Origin of the sequence: Actinomadura luteofluorescens (genome assembly GCF_013409365.1) — a bacterium.
GTDB lineage: Bacteria > Actinomycetota > Actinomycetes > Streptosporangiales > Streptosporangiaceae > Spirillospora > Spirillospora luteofluorescens.
The window spans coordinates 2,359,669-2,377,172 of record NZ_JACCBA010000001.1 but is presented as its reverse complement, the minus strand read 5'-3'; the positions used below and the strand labels follow the sequence as shown (position 1 = coordinate 2,377,172).

The 17,504-nt window shown below is 72.5% G+C and carries 15 protein-coding genes; 11 read left to right on the top strand and 4 right to left on the bottom strand.

Annotation, left to right across the window (positions count from 1 at the left end):
- The first annotated feature begins 27 nt into the window (after positions 1 to 27).
- From BJY14_RS10880 to BJY14_RS10850, 7 genes are all read left to right on the top strand, one after another.
- A complete protein-coding gene (locus BJY14_RS10880) occupies positions 28 to 906 on the top strand; it encodes an FAD binding domain-containing protein (protein WP_179843499.1) in 879 nt (292 codons plus the stop codon).
- Positions 906 to 1,391 (top strand): (2Fe-2S)-binding protein, encoded by a 486-nt coding sequence (locus tag BJY14_RS10875; RefSeq protein WP_179843498.1) that lies wholly within the window; start codon positions 906 to 908, stop codon positions 1,389 to 1,391. Before BJY14_RS10880 ends, BJY14_RS10875 begins: the two co-directional genes overlap by 1 nt.
- Complete coding sequence (locus BJY14_RS10870; RefSeq protein WP_179843497.1) at positions 1,388 to 2,746, top strand: 8-oxoguanine deaminase; 1,359 nt, start codon at positions 1,388 to 1,390, stop codon at positions 2,744 to 2,746. The genes BJY14_RS10875 and BJY14_RS10870 overlap by 4 nt, the downstream gene beginning before the upstream one ends.
- The gene (gene pucD / locus BJY14_RS10865) at positions 2,747 to 5,056 is read left to right on the top strand and encodes a xanthine dehydrogenase subunit D (RefSeq protein WP_179843496.1); all 2,310 of its coding nucleotides are present in this window, start codon (positions 2,747 to 2,749) and stop codon (positions 5,054 to 5,056) included.
- The gene (gene allB / locus BJY14_RS10860; RefSeq protein WP_179843495.1) at positions 5,053 to 6,351 is read left to right on the top strand and encodes an allantoinase AllB; all 1,299 of its coding nucleotides are present in this window, start codon (positions 5,053 to 5,055) and stop codon (positions 6,349 to 6,351) included. The genes pucD and allB overlap by 4 nt, the downstream gene beginning before the upstream one ends.
- Positions 6,348 to 7,346, top strand: coding sequence for an allantoicase (gene alc / locus BJY14_RS10855; RefSeq protein ID WP_179843494.1), 999 nt, complete (start codon positions 6,348 to 6,350; stop codon positions 7,344 to 7,346). Before allB ends, alc begins: the two co-directional genes overlap by 4 nt.
- An 82-nt stretch (positions 7,347 to 7,428) precedes the next feature.
- A complete protein-coding gene (locus BJY14_RS10850) occupies positions 7,429 to 8,304 on the top strand; it encodes a hypothetical protein (protein ID WP_179843493.1) in 876 nt (291 codons plus the stop codon).
- A 58-nt stretch (positions 8,305 to 8,362) separates the two neighbouring features.
- Here the strand turns inward: BJY14_RS10850 and BJY14_RS45065 are convergent, their stop codons facing one another.
- Both BJY14_RS45065 and BJY14_RS10840 read right to left on the bottom strand, forming a co-directional pair.
- A complete protein-coding gene (locus tag BJY14_RS45065; RefSeq protein ID WP_089314270.1) occupies positions 8,363 to 8,596 on the bottom strand; it encodes a DUF397 domain-containing protein in 234 nt (77 codons plus the stop codon).
- 103 nt (positions 8,597 to 8,699) lie between these two features.
- Entirely contained in the window at positions 8,700 to 9,320 is a 621-nt protein-coding gene (locus BJY14_RS10840) for a TetR family transcriptional regulator (RefSeq protein WP_258943421.1), read from the bottom strand.
- A 238-nt stretch (positions 9,321 to 9,558) separates the two neighbouring features.
- Between BJY14_RS10840 and BJY14_RS10835 the strand changes: the two genes are divergently transcribed.
- The 3 genes from BJY14_RS10835 to BJY14_RS10825 are packed head-to-tail and all read left to right on the top strand — an operon-like array spanning position 9,559 to position 13,458.
- Positions 9,559 to 11,178 carry an AMP-binding protein gene (locus BJY14_RS10835; protein WP_179843491.1) on the top strand — a complete coding sequence of 540 codons (1,620 nt, stop codon included), beginning with the start codon at positions 9,559 to 9,561 and terminating at the stop codon, positions 11,176 to 11,178.
- Complete coding sequence (locus BJY14_RS10830; protein WP_179843490.1) at positions 11,179 to 12,285, top strand: acyl-CoA dehydrogenase family protein; 1,107 nt, start codon at positions 11,179 to 11,181, stop codon at positions 12,283 to 12,285.
- Complete coding sequence (locus tag BJY14_RS10825) at positions 12,286 to 13,458, top strand: acyl-CoA dehydrogenase family protein (protein WP_179843489.1); 1,173 nt, start codon at positions 12,286 to 12,288, stop codon at positions 13,456 to 13,458.
- A gap of 51 nt (positions 13,459 to 13,509) precedes the next feature.
- On the opposite strand, the gene gad is transcribed toward BJY14_RS10825, so the two are convergent.
- Complete coding sequence (gene gad / locus BJY14_RS10820) at positions 13,510 to 14,937, bottom strand: glutamate decarboxylase (RefSeq protein ID WP_179843488.1); 1,428 nt, start codon at positions 14,935 to 14,937, stop codon at positions 13,510 to 13,512.
- A 133-nt stretch (positions 14,938 to 15,070) separates the two neighbouring features.
- Positions 15,071 to 15,742 (bottom strand): TetR family transcriptional regulator, encoded by a 672-nt coding sequence (locus tag BJY14_RS10815; protein WP_179843487.1) that lies wholly within the window; start codon positions 15,740 to 15,742, stop codon positions 15,071 to 15,073.
- Positions 15,743 to 15,882: 140 nt separating this feature from the next.
- Between BJY14_RS10815 and BJY14_RS10810 the strand changes: the two genes are divergently transcribed.
- Positions 15,883 to 17,502 carry an MFS transporter gene (locus BJY14_RS10810; protein WP_179843486.1) on the top strand — a complete coding sequence of 540 codons (1,620 nt, stop codon included), beginning with the start codon at positions 15,883 to 15,885 and terminating at the stop codon, positions 17,500 to 17,502.
- The last annotated feature ends 2 nt before the right edge of the window (positions 17,503 to 17,504 follow it).

The following is a 17,504-nucleotide window of genomic DNA, read 5'->3' as shown; positions in this document are numbered from 1 at the left end:
ACCGCCGTCCCGGAGGAATACTGAGACATGGACTTCTTGCGACCGCTGACCTGGGAGGACGCGCTGGCCGCCAAGGCCGCGCGGCCCGGTGCCCTGCCCGTCCAGGGCGGCACCGACGTCATGGTCGAGATCAACTTCGACGCGCGGCGGCCCGAGGCGCTGCTCGACCTGACCCGGATCCGCGCCCTCACCGCATGGGACACCGCGGACGGCCGGCTCCGCGTCGGCGCCGGCGTCCCCTACGCGCGGCTGATCACCGAGCTGGGCGGGCGGCTGCCCGGCCTCGCCCAGGCGTCCCGCACGGTCGGGTCGCCGCAGATCCGCAACCGCGGCACGGTCGGCGGCAACCTCGGCGCCGCGTCGCCCGCCGGGGACGGCCATCCGCCGCTGCTGGCCGGGGACGCGGTGATCGAGGCCGAGTCGGCCGAGCGCGGCGTCCGGATGATCCCGGTCGCGGAGTTCTTCACCGGCGTGAAGCGCAACGCGCTCGCGCCGGACGAGCTGATCCGCGCGTTCTGGGCGCCGCCCGCGTCCGGCCCGCAGTACTTCTCCAAGATCGGCACCCGGAACGCGATGGTGATCGCGGTCTGCTCCTTCGCCGTCGCGCTGCACCCGGGCGAGCGCCGCGTCGGCACCGGCCTCGGCTCGGCCGCCCCGACCCCGCGCCGCGCCACCGAGGCCGAGGCGTTCATCTCCGCCGAGCTGGACTGGGACGGGCGCGGCCCGCTTGCCGAGGCCGCCGCCCGGCGCTTCGGCGAACTGGTGCGGGACGCGGCGTCGCCGATCGACGACGTCCGCGGGACGGGCGGCTACCGCAGCCACGCCCTGGCGGTGCTGGCGCGCCGCACGCTCACCTGGGCCTGGAACGACCACCGCAAGACGACCGTGGGAAAGGCGGCCTCGTGATGCGCGTGAACCTGACCGTCAACGGGTCCGAGGAGGCCGTGGACGAGGTGTGGGAGGGCGAGAGCCTGCTCTACATGCTCCGCGAGCGGATGGGCCTCCCCGGTTCCAAGAATGCCTGCGAGCAGGGCGAATGCGGCTCGTGCACCGTCTACCTGGACGGCGTGCCGGTGTGCGCCTGCCTGGTCGCGGCGGGCCAGGCGCAGGACCGCGAGGTCGTCACCGTGGAGGGGCTGGCGCAGGGGCCGCCCGGCGAGGAGCGGCTCGACGCCGTGCAGGAGGCGTTCGTCGAGGCGGGGGCCGTCCAGTGCGGGTTCTGCACGCCCGGCCTGATCGTCCAGACGCACGACCTGATCGAGCGGAACCCGGCGCCGTCCGACGCGGAGATCCGCGAGGCGCTGGCCGGGAACCTGTGCCGCTGCACCGGCTACGAGAAGATCCTCGACGCGGTGCGCCTCGCGGCCGAGCGCAGGGCGGCCGCGCGATGAGGCGCGTCGTCATCGAGAACGCCCACGTGGCCACCGTGTCCGGGGACGAGTACCCGGGCGGCCACATCGTGGTCGAGGGCGACCGGATCACGGCGGTCGGACCAGGCCCCGCGCCGGAGACCGAAGCCGGCGCCGAGCGGATCGACGGCACGGGCTGCCTCGCCACCCCCGGCCTGGTCAACTCCCACCACCACCTCTACCAGTGGGCCAGCCAGGGCACGGCCGTCGACGGCACCCTGTTCGAGTGGCTGACCACCCTCTACAAGCCGTGGTCGAAGATGGACGCCGAGGTCGTCGCCGGCGCCGCCACCGCCGGGCTCGGATGGCTCGCCAAGTCGGGCTGCACGACGTCCACCGACCACCACTACCTGTTCCCCAAGGGACGCGGCGACCTGTTCGCGGCCGGGATCGAGGCCGCCCGGGAGATCGGCGTCCGGTTCCATCCGTGCCGGGGATCGATGGACCGGGGCGAGTCGCAGGGCGGGCTGCCCCCGGACGAGGTCGTCGAGGACATCGACACCGTCCTCGCCGAGACCGAGGCCGCGATCGACCGGTACCACGACCCCTCGCCCGGGTCGCTGCTGCGCGTCGCCGTCGCGCCCTGCTCGCCGTTCTCCGTCACGCGGGACCTGCTGGTCGAGTCGGCCCGGCTGGCGCGCGACAAGGGCGTGCGCCTGCACACCCACCTCGCCGAGACGCTCGACGAGGAGGAGCACACGCGCGAGCAGTTCGGCATGACGCCCACCGAGTACATGGACTCGATCGGCTGGCTGGGCCCCGACGTGTGGCTCGCGCACTGCGTCCACCTGCACGACACCGACGTCAAGCGGCTCGCCGAGACCCGCACCGGAACGGCGCACTGCCCGAGCTCCAACGCCCGCCTCGGCGCCGGGATCGCCCGCGTGTCGCACCTGCTGGAGGCGGGCGCGGCGGTCGGGCTCGGCGTCGACGGTGCGGCGTCGGCCGAACTCGTCCCGCTGGCCGGGGAGCTGCGGCAGGCGATCTACATGCAGCGCGCCCGGTACGGGCCGACCGCGCTGAACGCTCGGCAGGCCCTGGAGATGGCGACGCTCGGCGGCGCCCGCTGCCTCGGCCGCGACGACGAGCTCGGCGCCCTCGCGCCCGGCCGGCTCGCCGACATCGCGCTGTGGCGGATCGACGGCTTCCGCGCCGCCGTCGACGACCCCGTCGTCGCGCTGGCGTTCGGGCCGACGCCGCCGCTGGAGCGCCTGCTCGTCGGCGGGCGCACCGTCGTGGACGGCGACACGCTCGTCACCGTCCCGCAGGACGAGGCCGGGCGGCGCGGCGCGGACGCCCACCGCCGCCTGATGCGCCTCGCCGAGGAGGTGCTCTGAATGACGTCCCCGACCAGGAGCCCGGCCCATACGGCCACACCCGGCATCGGCGGAGTCGGCGAGAGCCCCCTGCGCCCGGACGGCACCCTCAAGGTCGCCGGCGAGTTCGCCTACGCCTCCGACCTGTGGCTGGACGGGATGCTCTGGGGCGCGACGCTCCGCAGCCCGCACCCCCGGGCGCGGATCCGGTCGCTGGACGTCGGGCCCGCCCTCGCGCTGCCCGGCGTCCGCGCCGTCCTCACCCACGAGGACGTGCCCGGCCGCAAGGTGTTCGGCATCGACCACACCGACGACCAGCCCGTCCTCGCCGTCGACCAGGTCCGGCACCAGGGCGAGCCGGTCGCGCTCGTCGCCGCCGACCACCCCGAGACGGCGCGCCGCGCGATGGACCGGATCGCCGTCGAGTACGAGGTGCTGGAGCCGGTCACCGACCCGCGCGCGGTGATCGCCGACCCGGAGGGCCTGAAGGTCCAGGACCGCGGCGGCATCACCCGGCACCAGCCGGTCCGGGTCGGGGACGTGGACGCGGCCAGGGCCGAGGCGGCCGTCGTGGTGTCCGGCGAGTACGAGGTCGGCATCCAGGACCAGGCGTTCCTCGGGCCCGAGGCGGGCCTGGCGATCCCGGCCGAGGACGGCGGCGTCGACCTGCACGTCTCCACGCAGTGGATCCACAACGACCTCAAGCAGATCGCGCCCTGCCTCGCGCTGCGCGAGGACCAGATCCACATGACGCTCGCCGGCGTCGGCGGCGCCTTCGGCGGCCGCGAGGACCTGTCGATGCAGATCCACGCGGCGATGCTGGCGCTGCACACCGGCCGGCCCGTGAAGATGTCGTACAACCGGTACGAGTCGTTCTTCGGGCACGTCCACCGGCATCCCGCGCAGATGCGGTACGAGTTCGGCGCCACGCGGGACGGACGGCTCCTCTACGCCGACGTCGAGATCGTCCTGGACGGCGGCGCGTACACCTCGTCCACCATGAACGTCGTCGGGAACGCCGCCTCGCTGGGCGTCGGCCCCTACGAGATCCCCAACATCCGCATCGACGGGTACGGCGTCTACACCAACAACCCGCCGTGCGGCGCGATGCGCGGCTTCGGCGCCGTCCAGGCATGCTTCGCCTACGAGTCGATGATGGACAAACTGGGCGCCGCCTGCGGGCTCGGCCCGGTCGAGATCCGCCGCCGCAACGCCGTCTCCCAGGGGTCCAGGCTCGCGACCGGGCAGGTCATCGAGTCGCCCGCGCCGCTCGCCGAGATGCTCACCCGGCTGGAGGCCATGCCGATGCCTCCCGACCCGGACCGCTCCGACCTGCGGAACCTGCCGGGCGGCGTCTCCCAGACGACCCACGGCGAGGGCGTCGTGCGCGGCGTCGGCTACGGCGTCGGGATCAAGAACATCTGCTTCTCCGAGGGCTTCGACGACCTGTCCACGGCCCGCGTCCGGCTGGAGGTCATCGGCGGCGAGGCCACCGCCCTCGTGCACACCGCCGCCGCCGAGGTCGGGCAGGGCCTCGTCACGGTCAAGGCGCAGATCGCGCGGACCGAGCTCGGCGTCCAGAAGGTCACGATCGCCCCGGCCGACAACCGGGTCGGCGACGCCGGGTCCTCCAGCGCGTCCCGCCAGTCGTACATGACGGGCGGGGCGGTCAAGACGGCCTGCGAGGCCGTCCGCGCCGAACTCCTCGCCCGCGCCGCGCGCCGCTTCGGCCGCACCGGCCTCGCCGTCGCCGGCGGGAAGATCGTGTCGCGGGCCGGGGGCGTGCTCGGCACGATCGAGGACGTCCTCGGCGACACCGCCATCGAGGAGACCCGCGAGTACCACCACCGGCCCACCACCCCCCTGGACCCGGTCACCGGCCAGGGCCGCAGCCACACCCAGCTCGCGCTCTGCGTGCACCGCGCCGTCGTCGACGTGGACGTCGACCTCGGCCTCGTCAAGGTCGTCGAGCTCGCCGCCGTCCAGGACGTCGGCCGGATCCTCAACCGGACCGCGCTGGAGGGGCAGATCCACGGCGGCACCGCGCAGGGCCTCGGCCTGGCGCTGATGGAGGAGATCGTCGTGACGGGCGGCCTGGTCCGCAACCCGTCCTTCACCGACTACCTGATCCCCACCATCCTCGACATGCCGCCGATGCGCCTGGACATCCTGGAGAACCCCGACCCGGAGGCGCCCTACGGGCTCCGCGGCGCCGGGGAGCCGCCCACGCTGTCGTCCACGCCCGCCGTCGTCGCCGCGATCAGGGACGCGACGGGCAGGGCGCTGACACGGGTCCCCGTCCGGCCGGAGCACATCGTGGCCGGCCCGTGACCGGGGACGACCTCGTCATCCGTTCCCGCCGGACCGTCCTGCCGGAGGGAGAGCGGCCGGCGGCCGTCTCGATCCGTTCCGGCCGCATCACCGCGATCTCGCCCTACGACACGCCCGCCTCGGTGGACCTGGGCGACATCGCGCTGCTCCCCGGGCTCGTCGACACCCACGTCCACATCAACGAACCGGGCCGCACCGAATGGGAGGGCTTCGCCACCGCGACCCGCGCCGCGGCGGCGGGCGGCGTCACCACGCTCGTCGACATGCCGCTCAACTCGCTGCCCCCGACCGTCGACCCGGCCGCGCTCGCGGCCAAACGCGCCGCCGCCGAAGGCGCCTGCGCCGTGGACGTCGGCTTCTGGGGCGGCGCGATCCCCGGCAACACGTCCTCGCTCCGCCCGCTGCACGACCTCGGGGTCTTCGGATTCAAGTGCTTCACCTCCGACTCGGGCGTCCCGGAGTTCCCGCCCCTGGCGCCCGCCGAGATGAGGGCGGCCTTCCAGGAGATCGCCGCCTTCGGCGGCCTGGTCATCGTGCACGCCGAGGACCCCGCCGCGCTGTCCCCGCCGTCCGGCGGCGACTACGCCGCGTTCCTCACCTCGCGCCCGCCGTCCGCCGAACGCCGGGCCGTCGAACAGGTCGTCCGGCTGGCGGAGGAGACCGGCGCGCGCGCCCACATCCTGCACCTCTCGGCGGCCGACTGCCTGGACGTCCTCGCCGCCGCGCAGGCCGGCGGCCTCCCGGTGACGGCCGAGACCTGCCCGCACTACCTGACCCTCTGCGACGGCGACGCCGGGACCGCCGCGTTCAAATGCTGCCCGCCCATCCGCGACGCCGCCAACCGCGACCGGCTCTGGCAGGGCCTCGCCTCCGGCACGATCTCCTGCGTCGTCACCGACCACTCGCCCTGCGCGCCCGACCTGAAACGCGGCGACTTCGCCACCGCGTGGGGCGGCATCTCGTCCCTGCAACTCGGGCTGCCCGCCGTCTGGACGGCCGCCCGCGCACGAGGCCACGACCTCGCCACGGTCGTCCGATGGATGTCCGAGGCCCCCGCCGCACTCGCCGCCGTCCCCGGCAAGGGCGCCATCGCCCCCGGAAACGACGCCGACCTCGTCGCCTTCGCCGCCGACGCGACCTTCACCGTCGACCCCGCGTCCCTCCACCACCGCCACCCCGTCACCCCGTACGAGGGCAGAACGCTGACGGGCGTCGTCCAGGCCACCTGGCTGCGCGGCGCACCCGTCGGCGACGCCCCGGCCGGACGCCTGCTCACCCGACCGGAGGCACGATGACCGACTTCACGTCCCTGCCGGACCTGGCCGTCCGCACGCTCGGCGGGTCGGTCGTCGCCGCCAGCGACGAGTCCTTCGCCGAGAAGGAGAACCTGCTCAACCCGTGGAAACCCGCGTTCCACCCGGAGACCTTCGGCCCGAAGGGCCAGCTCTACGACGGCTGGGAGACCGCCCGCCGCCGCACCCCCGGCCACGACTGGGCCCTGGTCCGCCTGGGCCTCCCGGGCCAGATCCACGGCATCGTCATCGACACCGCCTGGTTCAAGGGCAACTACCCCCCGCACGCCTCGGTGGAGGCATGCTTCGCCGACGGCCACCCGGCCCCCGCCGAACTCGAAGCCGCCGACTGGCTGGAGATCGTCCCGAGGACCCCCCTCAAGGGCGACACCACGCACACTCTTCCGACCACCGGATCAGAACGCGTCTTCACCCACGTCAGACTCAACATGTTCCCGGACGGCGGCATCGCGCGCCTCCGCGTCCACGGCAGGGTCGTCCCGAACCCCGCCTACCTGACGGGCTTGACCGTGGACCTCGCGGCCCTGGAGAACGGCGCCCGCGTCCTCGACTGCTCCGACCGCTTCTACTCGTCTCCCGACAACATGCTGTTCCCCGGCCTGGCCCGCACCCAGGCCGAAGGCTGGGAAACCGCCCGCCGCCGCGACACGGGCAACGACTGGGCCGAAATAGCCTTGTTCGCCCCCGGCACCATCGAACTGGCCGAGCTCGACACCTCGAACCTCAAATTCAACGCCCCCGCCGAAGCCCAACTGACGGCCACCACCACCGAAGGCGACCAGACCGTCATCCTCCCGCGCACCCGCCTGCAACCCGACACCCGCCACCGCTACCGCCTGAAAACCCCAGAAGTGGAAAAAGTCCGCCTGGACATCCACCCCGACGGCGGCCTGGCCCGCCTACGCCTTTGGGGCTTACTAACCCCCAAATCCGAACAAGCCATAACAGCCCGCTGGAACGCACATATTTACGAATAATAATGTACTGTGATGCACATCACATTCACAGTCATTGGATAGTCACGGTATCTAACAGTGGCGGTCAAGTAACTTGCCGTGCATGGTCTCAGCCAAACACGAAGGGCCCATCCAGATCATTCGGGACAACCCGGAAGTCGTGGCCCAATTACTTACAACCGCCTTTCGCATCGAACTCTCGACGGACCTGGTCATCAGGACGGCCTCGGAAGAGTTCACCAATATCGCTCCGACCGCCTACCGGGCCGACAGTGTCATCGAGATCTGTGAAGGCGACTCCGCTCGCCCCAGCATGGCGGTCGTCGTGGAGGTCCAGCAGCGCCAGGATCCGGCGAAGCGCCGCTCGTGGCCCGTCTACCTCACCACCCTCAAAGCCAGGACGCGCTGCCCGTGCTACCTGCTCGTCATCTGCCCCGAACGCCCGGTGGCCGACTGGGCCCGCGAACCGATCAAGATCGGCCATCCGGGCTTCGACCTCCGGCCACTGGTGGTCGGTCCCGGAGTCGGCCCACTCGTCGCCAGTACCGAGCAGGCTGCACAGGCACCTGAGATGGCCATCGTGGGCGCCCTGGCGAACGTCACCCCTCCCGACCGGGAGGCGATAGAGATCATTCATGCCGCCCTCGTCACCATCGAGAACGCGGGCCGCGAGAATGCCGACCTATACACTGACCTCGTGCTCAACGCGCTGCCGAAGGCCGCGCGTCGCATCCTGGAGGAACTTGTGAAAACTGACATCGTCGACTACGAGTTCAAGAGCGACCTCTTCCTGCGCTCCCAGGCCAAGGGCGAGGTCAAGGGCGAGGCGAAGTCGGTGCTGAAGGTCCTCGATGCGCGGGGGCTGTCGGTGTCGGACGAGGTGCGGGAGCAGATCCTGGCCTGCACTGACGAGCAGCTGCTGGATCAGTGGCTGGTCCGCGCCATCAAGGTCGAGTGCGTCGACGATCTGTTCGGCTGAGCCGTCTGCCGGTCGTCAGGTGAGGACGCCCCCGGTGGTGGCCGGGGGCGTTTTCCGGTCACGGGGCCTCGGTGGGGTCTTCCAGGAGGTCGTCGAACTCGCCGTCCTTGACGCCGGCGATGAAGGCGTCCCACTCGGCCTCGGTGAAGTAGAGGATCGGGCCCTCCGGGTTCTTGGCGTCGCGCATCACGACGGCCCGCTCACCGAAGTCCTTGTGCTGGACGGGGACGTCCTTGCCATCGATGAACTCGATGATGACCCCGTCGCTGAGGATCGGTTCCTGTCCGGTCACTGGCACCCCTTGTTCGTCCTGGGCTCTGACGGGTCCAAGGCTAATGGGGAAGGGGCGGGCGGCACATGGGAAAGCGGTGACTCTGCGTTCGCTCCCGTGTCGCTCAGTCGATGAGGAGGCGGGAGGCGGTGATCTCCAGGCGGGCCTGGATCTCCTCGGCGGTGGCGTTGCCGCGCAGCATCTCGATCATCTCCATCGTCCAGATGCCGGACAGGGCGCGGGCGACGAGGCGGCGGGGGTCCTCGGCGGGGATGTCCTCCGGCGGGCCGGACGCGGCGCGCAGGAGGAGCTCGCTCATGCGGTCGCCGAAGTCGGTCTTGACGTCGGACAGGAGGAGGGAGCGGATCAGCGCCTCGGCCAGCTCCGGCTCGCGCATCAGGCCGCGGGTGGCGCGCATCAGCACCTCGACGGCGCGGTCCGGTGCGCCGCCGGCGCGGGGCGGGCGGCGCTCGATGCTGCCCTCCAGGAGGTCGAGCTCCTCGCTGACGACGGCGACGACCAGGTCCATCTTGGACGGGAAGTAGCGGTAGAGGGTGCCGAGGGCGACGCCCGCGCGCTCGGACACGGTGCGCATCTGCATCGCCTCGATCCCGCCGCGCGATGCGAGCGCCGCGGCCGCCTGGACGATACGCTTGCGCCGCTGGTGCTGGCTGCGGGAGCGTACGCCCTGGCCGCCCGGCTGACCCCGGGTCTCGTCCCCGGTCACTGTCGGCTCTGCGGTCACGGTCGCCTTCCCTTCTGTGCGGGCACGGTCGCCCGACGCGTCCTCCCCAGGGTACCGCTCTCGCGAGAACCTGTTATCTGATCGGTTCATCGCGATCTCGTCCCCGGTGCCCCATGCCCGTCCGGTTTCCCATGACACCCAGGCGAACCGGGTCGTGGACGGGAGAGATCGTCCCTCTGGACACTTAGTAGAATCTGTTCTACTTTTTCGCCGTGGGACGGATCGGGGAGGTGGGCCGGTGAGCGTCGCGGCGCTGCTGGAGGCGCGGGCGGACGACGACCGCCCCGGGCTGCGGTCCGCCGACGACGGCCGTGCCTGGACGTGGCGGGAGGTCGTGGCCGAGTGCGCGGCCCGCGCGGCGTGGCTGCGCGGCGAGGCGCGTCCCGAACGGCCGGTCCACGTCGGTGTGCTCCTCGACAACCTTCCCGAGGTGGTGTTCCTCCTCGGAGGCGCGGCGCTGTCGGGGGCGGTGGTCGTGGCGCTGAACCCGACGCGGAGCGGCGCCGAGCTGGCGGGCGACGCCGAGCGCGCCGACTGCGATCTCGTGCTGACCCAGCCGCGGTACGCCGGGAAGGCCGCCGCGCTCGGGCTCCCGGTCGTGGACGTGGACGCCTTCGGTGAGCTGGTCGCGCCCCACACGGGCTCGCCGCTGCCCGGCGCCGCGGCGACCGGCCCCGGGACCCTGCTGATGTTGATCTTCACCTCCGGGACGTCGGGGCGGCCGCGGGCCGTCCGCGTCACCCATCGGAAGGTGGCCGTGCCGGGGGAGATGCTCGCCGGGCGCATGCTGTCGCCGGAGGCGGTCGTCTACTGCCCGATGCCGCTGTTCCACTCGGGCGCGGTCATGGCGGCGTACGCGCCGGCGCTGGCCGCCGGGGCCGAGCTGGTGCTGCGCTCCCGGTTCTCGGCGTCGGCCGTCCTGCCGGACGCGCGCGCCCACGGCTGCACCTACCTGCACTACGTCGGCAAAGCCCTCTCGTACGTGCTGGCCACGCCGGAGGGAGAGGACGACGCCGACAATCCACTGCAGTTCGCCTTCGGGAACGAGGCGGCGCCGCTGGAGCAGAAGGCGTTCGGCGAGCGTTTCGGGTGTTTCGTCATCGACGGCTACGGCTCGACGGAGACCGCGATCTCGCTGGCGCCCGACCCGTTCGGCCCGCAGGGCGCGCTGGGGAGGCTGACCGAGGGCATCGCGATCCTCGACCCGGCGGGACGGCCGTGCCCTCCCGGCGTGTTCGACGGGGCCGGACGGCTGGTGAACGGCGACGAGGCCGTGGGGGAGCTGGTCAACACCGGCGACCTCGGCCTGTTCGACGGGTACTACAAGGAGGACGCCCCCGACCGGCTCCGCGACGGCATGTTCTGGAGCGGCGACCTCGCCTACGCCGACGCGGACGGCTACATCTTCTTCGCCGGCCGCAGCGGCGACCGGCTCCGCGTGGACGGCGAGAACTTCGGCGCCGTGCAGGTGGAACGCGTTCTGGCGGAGTTGCCCGGGGTCCGGCAGCTCGCCGTGTACGGGGTCCCGGACGAGGCGTCCGGCGACCAGGTGATGCTCGCCGTCGCCGCCGACGACTTCGACCCGGGTGCGTTCGCCGAGTACCTGCGCGGGCGCGCCGACCTCGGCCCGAAGTGGATCCCGCGGTACGTGCGGGTGGCGCGGGAGCTGCCCGCGACCGCCTCCAACAAGATCCTCAAGCGCCGGCTGGCCCGGGACGCCTGGCGCACCGACGACCCGGTGTGGTGGCGGCCCGGCCGCGACCTGGACTACCGCCCGATGAGCGCGGCGGACGCGGCCGCGCTGCGGGCCGAGTTCGAGCGCCGCGGCCGGCTGCACCTGCTGGAAGGGAGCGGATGAGTGGACTTCGACCTCGACGAGACCCAGCGAGAGATCAGGGGGCTCGCGGCGGACGTGCTCGCGCGGGAGGCCGCGCAGGAGCGGCTGGAGGCGTTCGAGAAGAGCGAGGCGCCCTATGACGACGTGACGTGGAAGGCGCTCGCGCAGGCGGGGCTGCTCGGCGTCGTCCTGCCCGAGGACGCCGGCGGTGCCGGGCTCGGGCCGGTGGAGCTGGCGGTGATCCTGCGGGAGGTCGGGGTCCGCACCGCGCCCGTCCCGGTGTACGCCTCGCTCGCGCTGGCGGCCGTCCCGATCGGGGCGCACGGGACGCCGGAGCAGCGCGCCCTGCTGGCCCCGCTCACCGAGGGCGCGACGATCCTGACGGGCGCCTACCGCGAGGTCGGCCCGGCCGGTGAGATCGCGGCGACGGCCCGCGCGGACGGCGACGGCCATGTGCTGGACGGCGTGAAGACGTTCGTCCCGTACGCGCGGGAGGCGTCACGGATCCTCGTCCCGGCCCGCGTCGAGGGCGGTGGCGTCGGGGTCTTCCTCGTGGAACCCGCCGCCGTGATGATCACCGGGCAGCCGTCGGCGACGTCCGAGCCGCTGTCGCGGGTCGCCCTGGACGGCGTCCGGGTCGGCGCGGACGCCCTGCTCGGCGGGACGGCGGACGGCGCCGCCTGGGACACGTTGCGCCGCTCGGCCGTCGCGGGCGCGGTCGCCGTCGCGTCCGGCGTCATCGAGGGCGCGCTGGAGCTGACGAAGGAGTACACGAAGACGCGCGAGCAGTTCGGCCGGGCGCTCGCGCAGTTCCAGGCGGTCACGATGCAGATCGGGGACGTCTACATCGCCAAGCGGGCGCTGGACGTGGCCGTGTGGGCGGGCGTGTGGCGCCTCGCGCAGGGCGCGGGCGACGCCGAGGAGGTCCTCGCCATCGCCGCCTACAACGCGTGCGACCCCGTGGTGAAGGCGCTGTACACCTGCCAGCACCTGCACGGCGGCATCGGCCTGGACATCACCTACCCGCTGCACCGGTACTTCGCCTGGGGCAAGCACTGCGGGCATCTGCTCGGCGGCGGTGAGGACCGTCTCGACGCGCTCGGCGCCCTCATCGCCCAGGAGGCCTGAATGTTCATCGACCTGACCGACGAGCAGAAGCGGCTGCGCGCCGAGCTGCGCGAGTACTTCGAGAACTGCCTGACCGCCGAGCAGCGCGCCGCGATCCGCGCCGACCCGTTCGGCCCGCCCTACCTGGAGCACTGCCGGCGCCTCGGCCGCGACGGGATGCTCGGCGTCGCGCTCCCGAAGGAGTACGGCGGCCGCGGCTACGGCCCGGTCGAGCAGACGATCTTCGCCACGGAGATCGCCCGCGCGGAGGTCACCTACCCGCTGATCACGCTGAACTCGGTGGCGCCGACGATCCTGCAGTACGGGTCGGACGCGCACAAGGAGCAGTTCATCCCGCGCATCCTCGCCGGCGAGTGCCACTTCGCGATCGGCTACAGCGAGCCGGGCGCCGGGACCGACCTCGCGGCCCTGCGCACCACCGCCGTCCGGGACGGCGACCACTACGTGGTCAACGGCCAGAAGATCTTCACCTCGGGCGCCCACCATGCCGACTACGTGTGGCTCGCGGCCCGCACCGACCCACAGGCCAAGAAGCACAAGGGCATCTCGATGCTCGTCGTGGACTGCAAGGACCCGGGGTTCTCCTGGACGCCGATCATCACGATGGACGGCGCGCACCACACCAACTCGACGTACTTCCAGGACGTCCGGGTCCCGGCCGACATGCTGGTCGGCGAGGAGAACAAGGGCTGGGACCTCATCGTCAACCAGCTCAACCACGAGCGGGTCACGCTCGGCCCGGCCGGGAACATCGGGCACACCCACGTCCGGTTCGCGCGCTGGGCCCGCACGACCGCGGGACCGGGCGGCCGCCCGCTCATCGAGGAGCCGGCCGTGCGCCGCGCGGTCGCGCAGGTGTACGCCTACCTGCGCGCCAACGAGTTCCTCAACTGGCAGGTCGCGGCGAACCAGGACCTCGGCTGGCTCGGCGCCGCCGACGCGTCCGCCACCAAGATCTACGCTTCGGAGCGGATGCAGGAGGTCGGCCGCATCGTCGGGGACGTCCTGGCCCGCTACGGCGACCCGGGCGACCCCGAGACGGCGGCGTTCATGGAGGCCCAGGACCGGCTCGCGAAGGGCGCGCTCGTGCTGACCTTCGGCGGCGGCGTCAACGAGATCCAGCGCGAGCTGATCGCGATGATCGGGCTCGGCCTGCCCCGGGCGCCCCGCTGACGCACCGGCCCGGAGCCGGCCGGGTGTGACGGGCGGCCCGCCGGCCGCCCGTCAGACCTTCCTGGCCTGGACCTTCTTGGGTTCGGCGCCGTGGGCGAAGCCGCTGGCCTGCCGCGGGTCGCGGTGGGGCTGCTTCTGGGAGCGGAGCCGGAGCGTGGTGCGGCGGAGGTCGTCCATGAACAGCTCGGCGAGGTCGTGCCCGAACCCGTTGCGCACGACGACGCGCAGGACGTCGAGGTCGGTGCGGTTCTCGGGGAAGCTGTAGGCGGGCACGAGCCAGCCGGACTCGCGCAGCGCGGCGGAGACGTCGTAGACGGTGAAGCCGTCGAAGTCCTCCCGGACGCGGAACGCGAAGACGGGGAGGTCGCCGCCTCCGGTGAGCCTGTAGTAGGGGTAGAGCCCGTCGATCTCGGCGGCCAGCCGGGTGGCGACGTCCCGGCACGTCTGCTGGACGCGGCGGTACCCGTCGAAGCCGAGCCGCAGGAAGTTGTAGTACTGGGCGACGACCTGCGCCCCGGGGCGCGAGAAGTTCAGCGCGAACGTCGGCATGTCGCCGCCGAGGTAGTTGACGTGGAAGACGAGGTCGTCCGGCAGGGCCTCCTCGTCCCGCCACAGCGCCCAGCCCACGCCGGGCATGACCAGCCCGTACTTGTGGCCGGAGGTGTTGATGGAGGCGACCCGGGGCAGCCGGAAGTCCCAGAGCAGGTCCGGGTCGAGGAACGGGGCGATCATCGCGCCGGACGCGCCGTCGACGTGGATCGGGACGTCGAGCCCGGTGCGCGCCTGGAGGTCGTCGAGCGCGGCCGCGATGTCGGCCACGGGCTCGTAGCTGCCGTCGAACGTGGAGCCGAGGACGGCGACGACGCCGATGGTGTTCTCGTCGCACAGTTCCACGGCCTCCCGCGCGCCGAGGTGGTAGCGGTCGCCCTCCATCGGCACGTAGCGGGGCTCGACCTCGAAGTAGTTCGCGAACTTCTCCCAGCAGATCTGCACGTTGACGCCCATGACGAGGTTGGGGCGGTCCGCCGGTTCGCCCGCGGCCCGCCGCCGCTCCCGCCAGCGGCGCTTGAGCGCGAGGCCGCCGAGCATCGCGGCCTCGCTGGACCCGGTGGTGGAGCACCCCACCGCGTGGTGCGGGTCGCCGGCGTTCCAGAGCCGGGCGAGCATGCGCACGCAGCGCAGCTCCAGCTCGGCGGTGCGCGGGTACTCGTCCTTGTCGATCATGTTCTTGGCCTCGCACTCGGCCATCAGCATCCGAGCCTCCGGCTCGGCCCACGTGGACACGAACGTCGCCAGGTTCAGCCGCGCGTTGCCGTCCAGCATCAGCTCGTCGTGGACCACCTGGTAGGCGGTGGACGGCTCCATCTCCCCGGCGGGCAGCCGGTACCGCGGGACCGTCAGGGGCTCCCGCGTGAAGATCGGATTGACCTCCAGGTCGCGGCCGCCGCGCCCGGCGCGGGGCGGGTGCTTCGGAGCCATGTCGCCCTCCTCGTCCGTGCGGGGACGCGGCGTCCCCCGGCACCGCACGACAAGTACCCGCGCCGGCGCCGCGCACACACAGGGTGAGTGTGTCGTCGCAGGCCGGCGCGGGCCGGGCCGTGCCGCGGGCGGGTCAGTCGCGCGGCGGGGCGGGCTCGTTCAGCCCGTTCTCCAGGATGGCGAAGGCCTGGTCGACGGTCTCCGACAGCGTGGCGAACGTCCCGCCGAGGCGGCGGGTGGCGTCGGCGGCGGCCTGGAACGCGCAGGTGCTGGCGGCGGCGACGACGTGGGGGCGCAGGTCCTTCGCGGGGTCGAGGCCCATGCGCTCGGCGATGACCTCGGTGAGCAGCGCCTGCTTCTTCTGGGCGTGCTCCAGGCTGCCCGCCATCAGCGTCGGGCTGTCGCTCATCATCGAGAGCATGCACTCGAAGCGGCCGGTGTCGAAGCCGAGCTCGCCGGCCTCGCACGCCCGCGCGATCTCCACCACGGTGTGCCGCAGCGCGGTCATGATCGGCTCGTCCGGCGGGCGTTCGGCGAACTTGCCGAGGACGGCGCGGGTCTGCTCTTCCTGGAAGGTGAGGGCGACGTCCTCTTTCGAGGCGAAGTAGCGGAAGAACGTCCGGGACGAGACGTCCACGGCGTCGGCGATCTCCTCGACGGTGGTGGCGTCGAACCCCTTCTCGGCGAAGAGGGTGAACGCCGCGTCGACGAGCGCCTCTCGGGTGCGCTGCTTCTTGCGTTCGCGCCTGCCCGGGGGCTGGGAACCGGGGCCGGACGTGCCGGTCTCGGGGGCGGTCGCGGTCATGCGCGCATTGTAATCGCCCGGCGATCGTCCGTCGACCCCGCTTTGTCGTGACGTGAAACATGTCGCATGCATGCGAAGGGCAGTTGACGACATCTGTCATGCCATGACAGTTTGAAGCCCTGCCAAGCCGGAGGTCGATGATGACTCAACCCCATGGCGCCGAGACCCTCGAACCGGGCGCCGTCCACCTACCCCCGCGCGACCAGGCGCGCGACCGTCCCGCCAGGGCCGGGCACGGGCATCCCTGGCTCACACTCGTCGCGGTCGCGCTGGGCGTGATGATGGTCGGTCTGGACGCGACCGTCGTGTCCATCGCCAACCCCGCGATCGCCAAGGACCTCGGCGCGAACCTGTCCGGCCTGCAGTGGGTCACCAACGCCTACCTGCTGGCCCTCGCCGTCACGCTGATCCCGGCAGGGAAGATCGCCGACCGGTTCGGCCGCAAGCGCACCTTCCTCGCGGGCGTCGTCGGGTTCGCCGTGTCGTCGGTGCTGATCGGGCTCTCGGGCGGGCTCGGCATGGTGATCTTCTGGCGGGTCGTGCAGGGGTTCGCGGGGGCCCTCCTGCAACCCGCGAGCCTCGCCCTCCTGCGCAACACGTTCCCGGCCGAGCGGCTCAACGCCGCGATCGGCATCTGGGGGTCCACGGTCGGCATCTCCATCGCCGGCGGCCCGATCGTCGCCGGGCTGCTGGTGGAGAACGTCAACTGGGAGTCGGTGTTCTTCCTGAACGCCCCGCTCGGGCTGGTCGCGCTGCTCGTCGGCCTGTGGGTGATCCGCGAGTCGCGGGACGAGGAGGCCGCCGGCTCGTTCGACCTGCCGGGCGTCGCGCTGCTCAGCGGCGCGCTGTTCGCCCTGGTCTGGGGGCTCATCAAGGCCGGCGAGAACGGGTTCGGCGACGCCGTCCCGCTCGTGTCGTTCGCCGCGTCCGCCGTGCTGTTCGCCGCGTTCGTCTGGAACGAGCTGCGGGTGGAGCGCCCGCTGCTGCCGCTCGGGCTGTTCCGGTCGGTGTCGCTGTCGGCGGCCACCGGCCTCATCGTGCTCGGCTTCTTCGGGATGTTCGGGACGATCTTCTTCATCACCCTGTACCTGCAGCAGGTGCACGGCATGAGCCCGGTTGACGCCGGCGTGCGGATGCTGCCGATGACCGGCGTGTTCATCGTCGCCTCCCCGGTGGCGGGCGCGCTGACCAGCCGGTTCGGGCCGCGGGTGCCGCTCGTCCTCGGGATGGCGTTCACCGCGACCGCGATGTTCGGCCTGTCGCGCATCGGGGTGGACGCCCCGTACGTGCAGCTGTGGCCGTGGTTCGTGCTCGTCGGCCTGGCGTTCGGGATGGTCATCGTCGCCGGCACCGAGGCCATCGTCGGCAACGCGCCCGCCCACCTCGCGGGCGTCGCGGGAGGCCTCCAGCAGACCGCCGCGCAGGTCGGCGGCGTCCTCGGCACGTCGGTGCTGGGCGTGCTGCTGTCGACCAAGGTCGGGGACGTGCTGTTCGGGCGGCTCACCGAAGCGGGCCTGCCCGGGGCGGCGGCGCGTCAGCTCGAAGGACAGGGCGGGCTCGTCTCGCAGGGGGTGGCGCCCGTACCGCCCGGCACGTCGAAGCCGGCGGCCGACGCCATCACGACCGGGAGCCACCTCGCGTTCATGGACGGGTTCCAGACGTCCCTGACCGTGGCGGGCGCCGTCGCTCTCGTCGCGGTCCTCGCCGCGCTCCTGGTGCGGCGGGGGAGTTCTCCGGTCGAGGGCGCGGCCGCCGCGTAGGT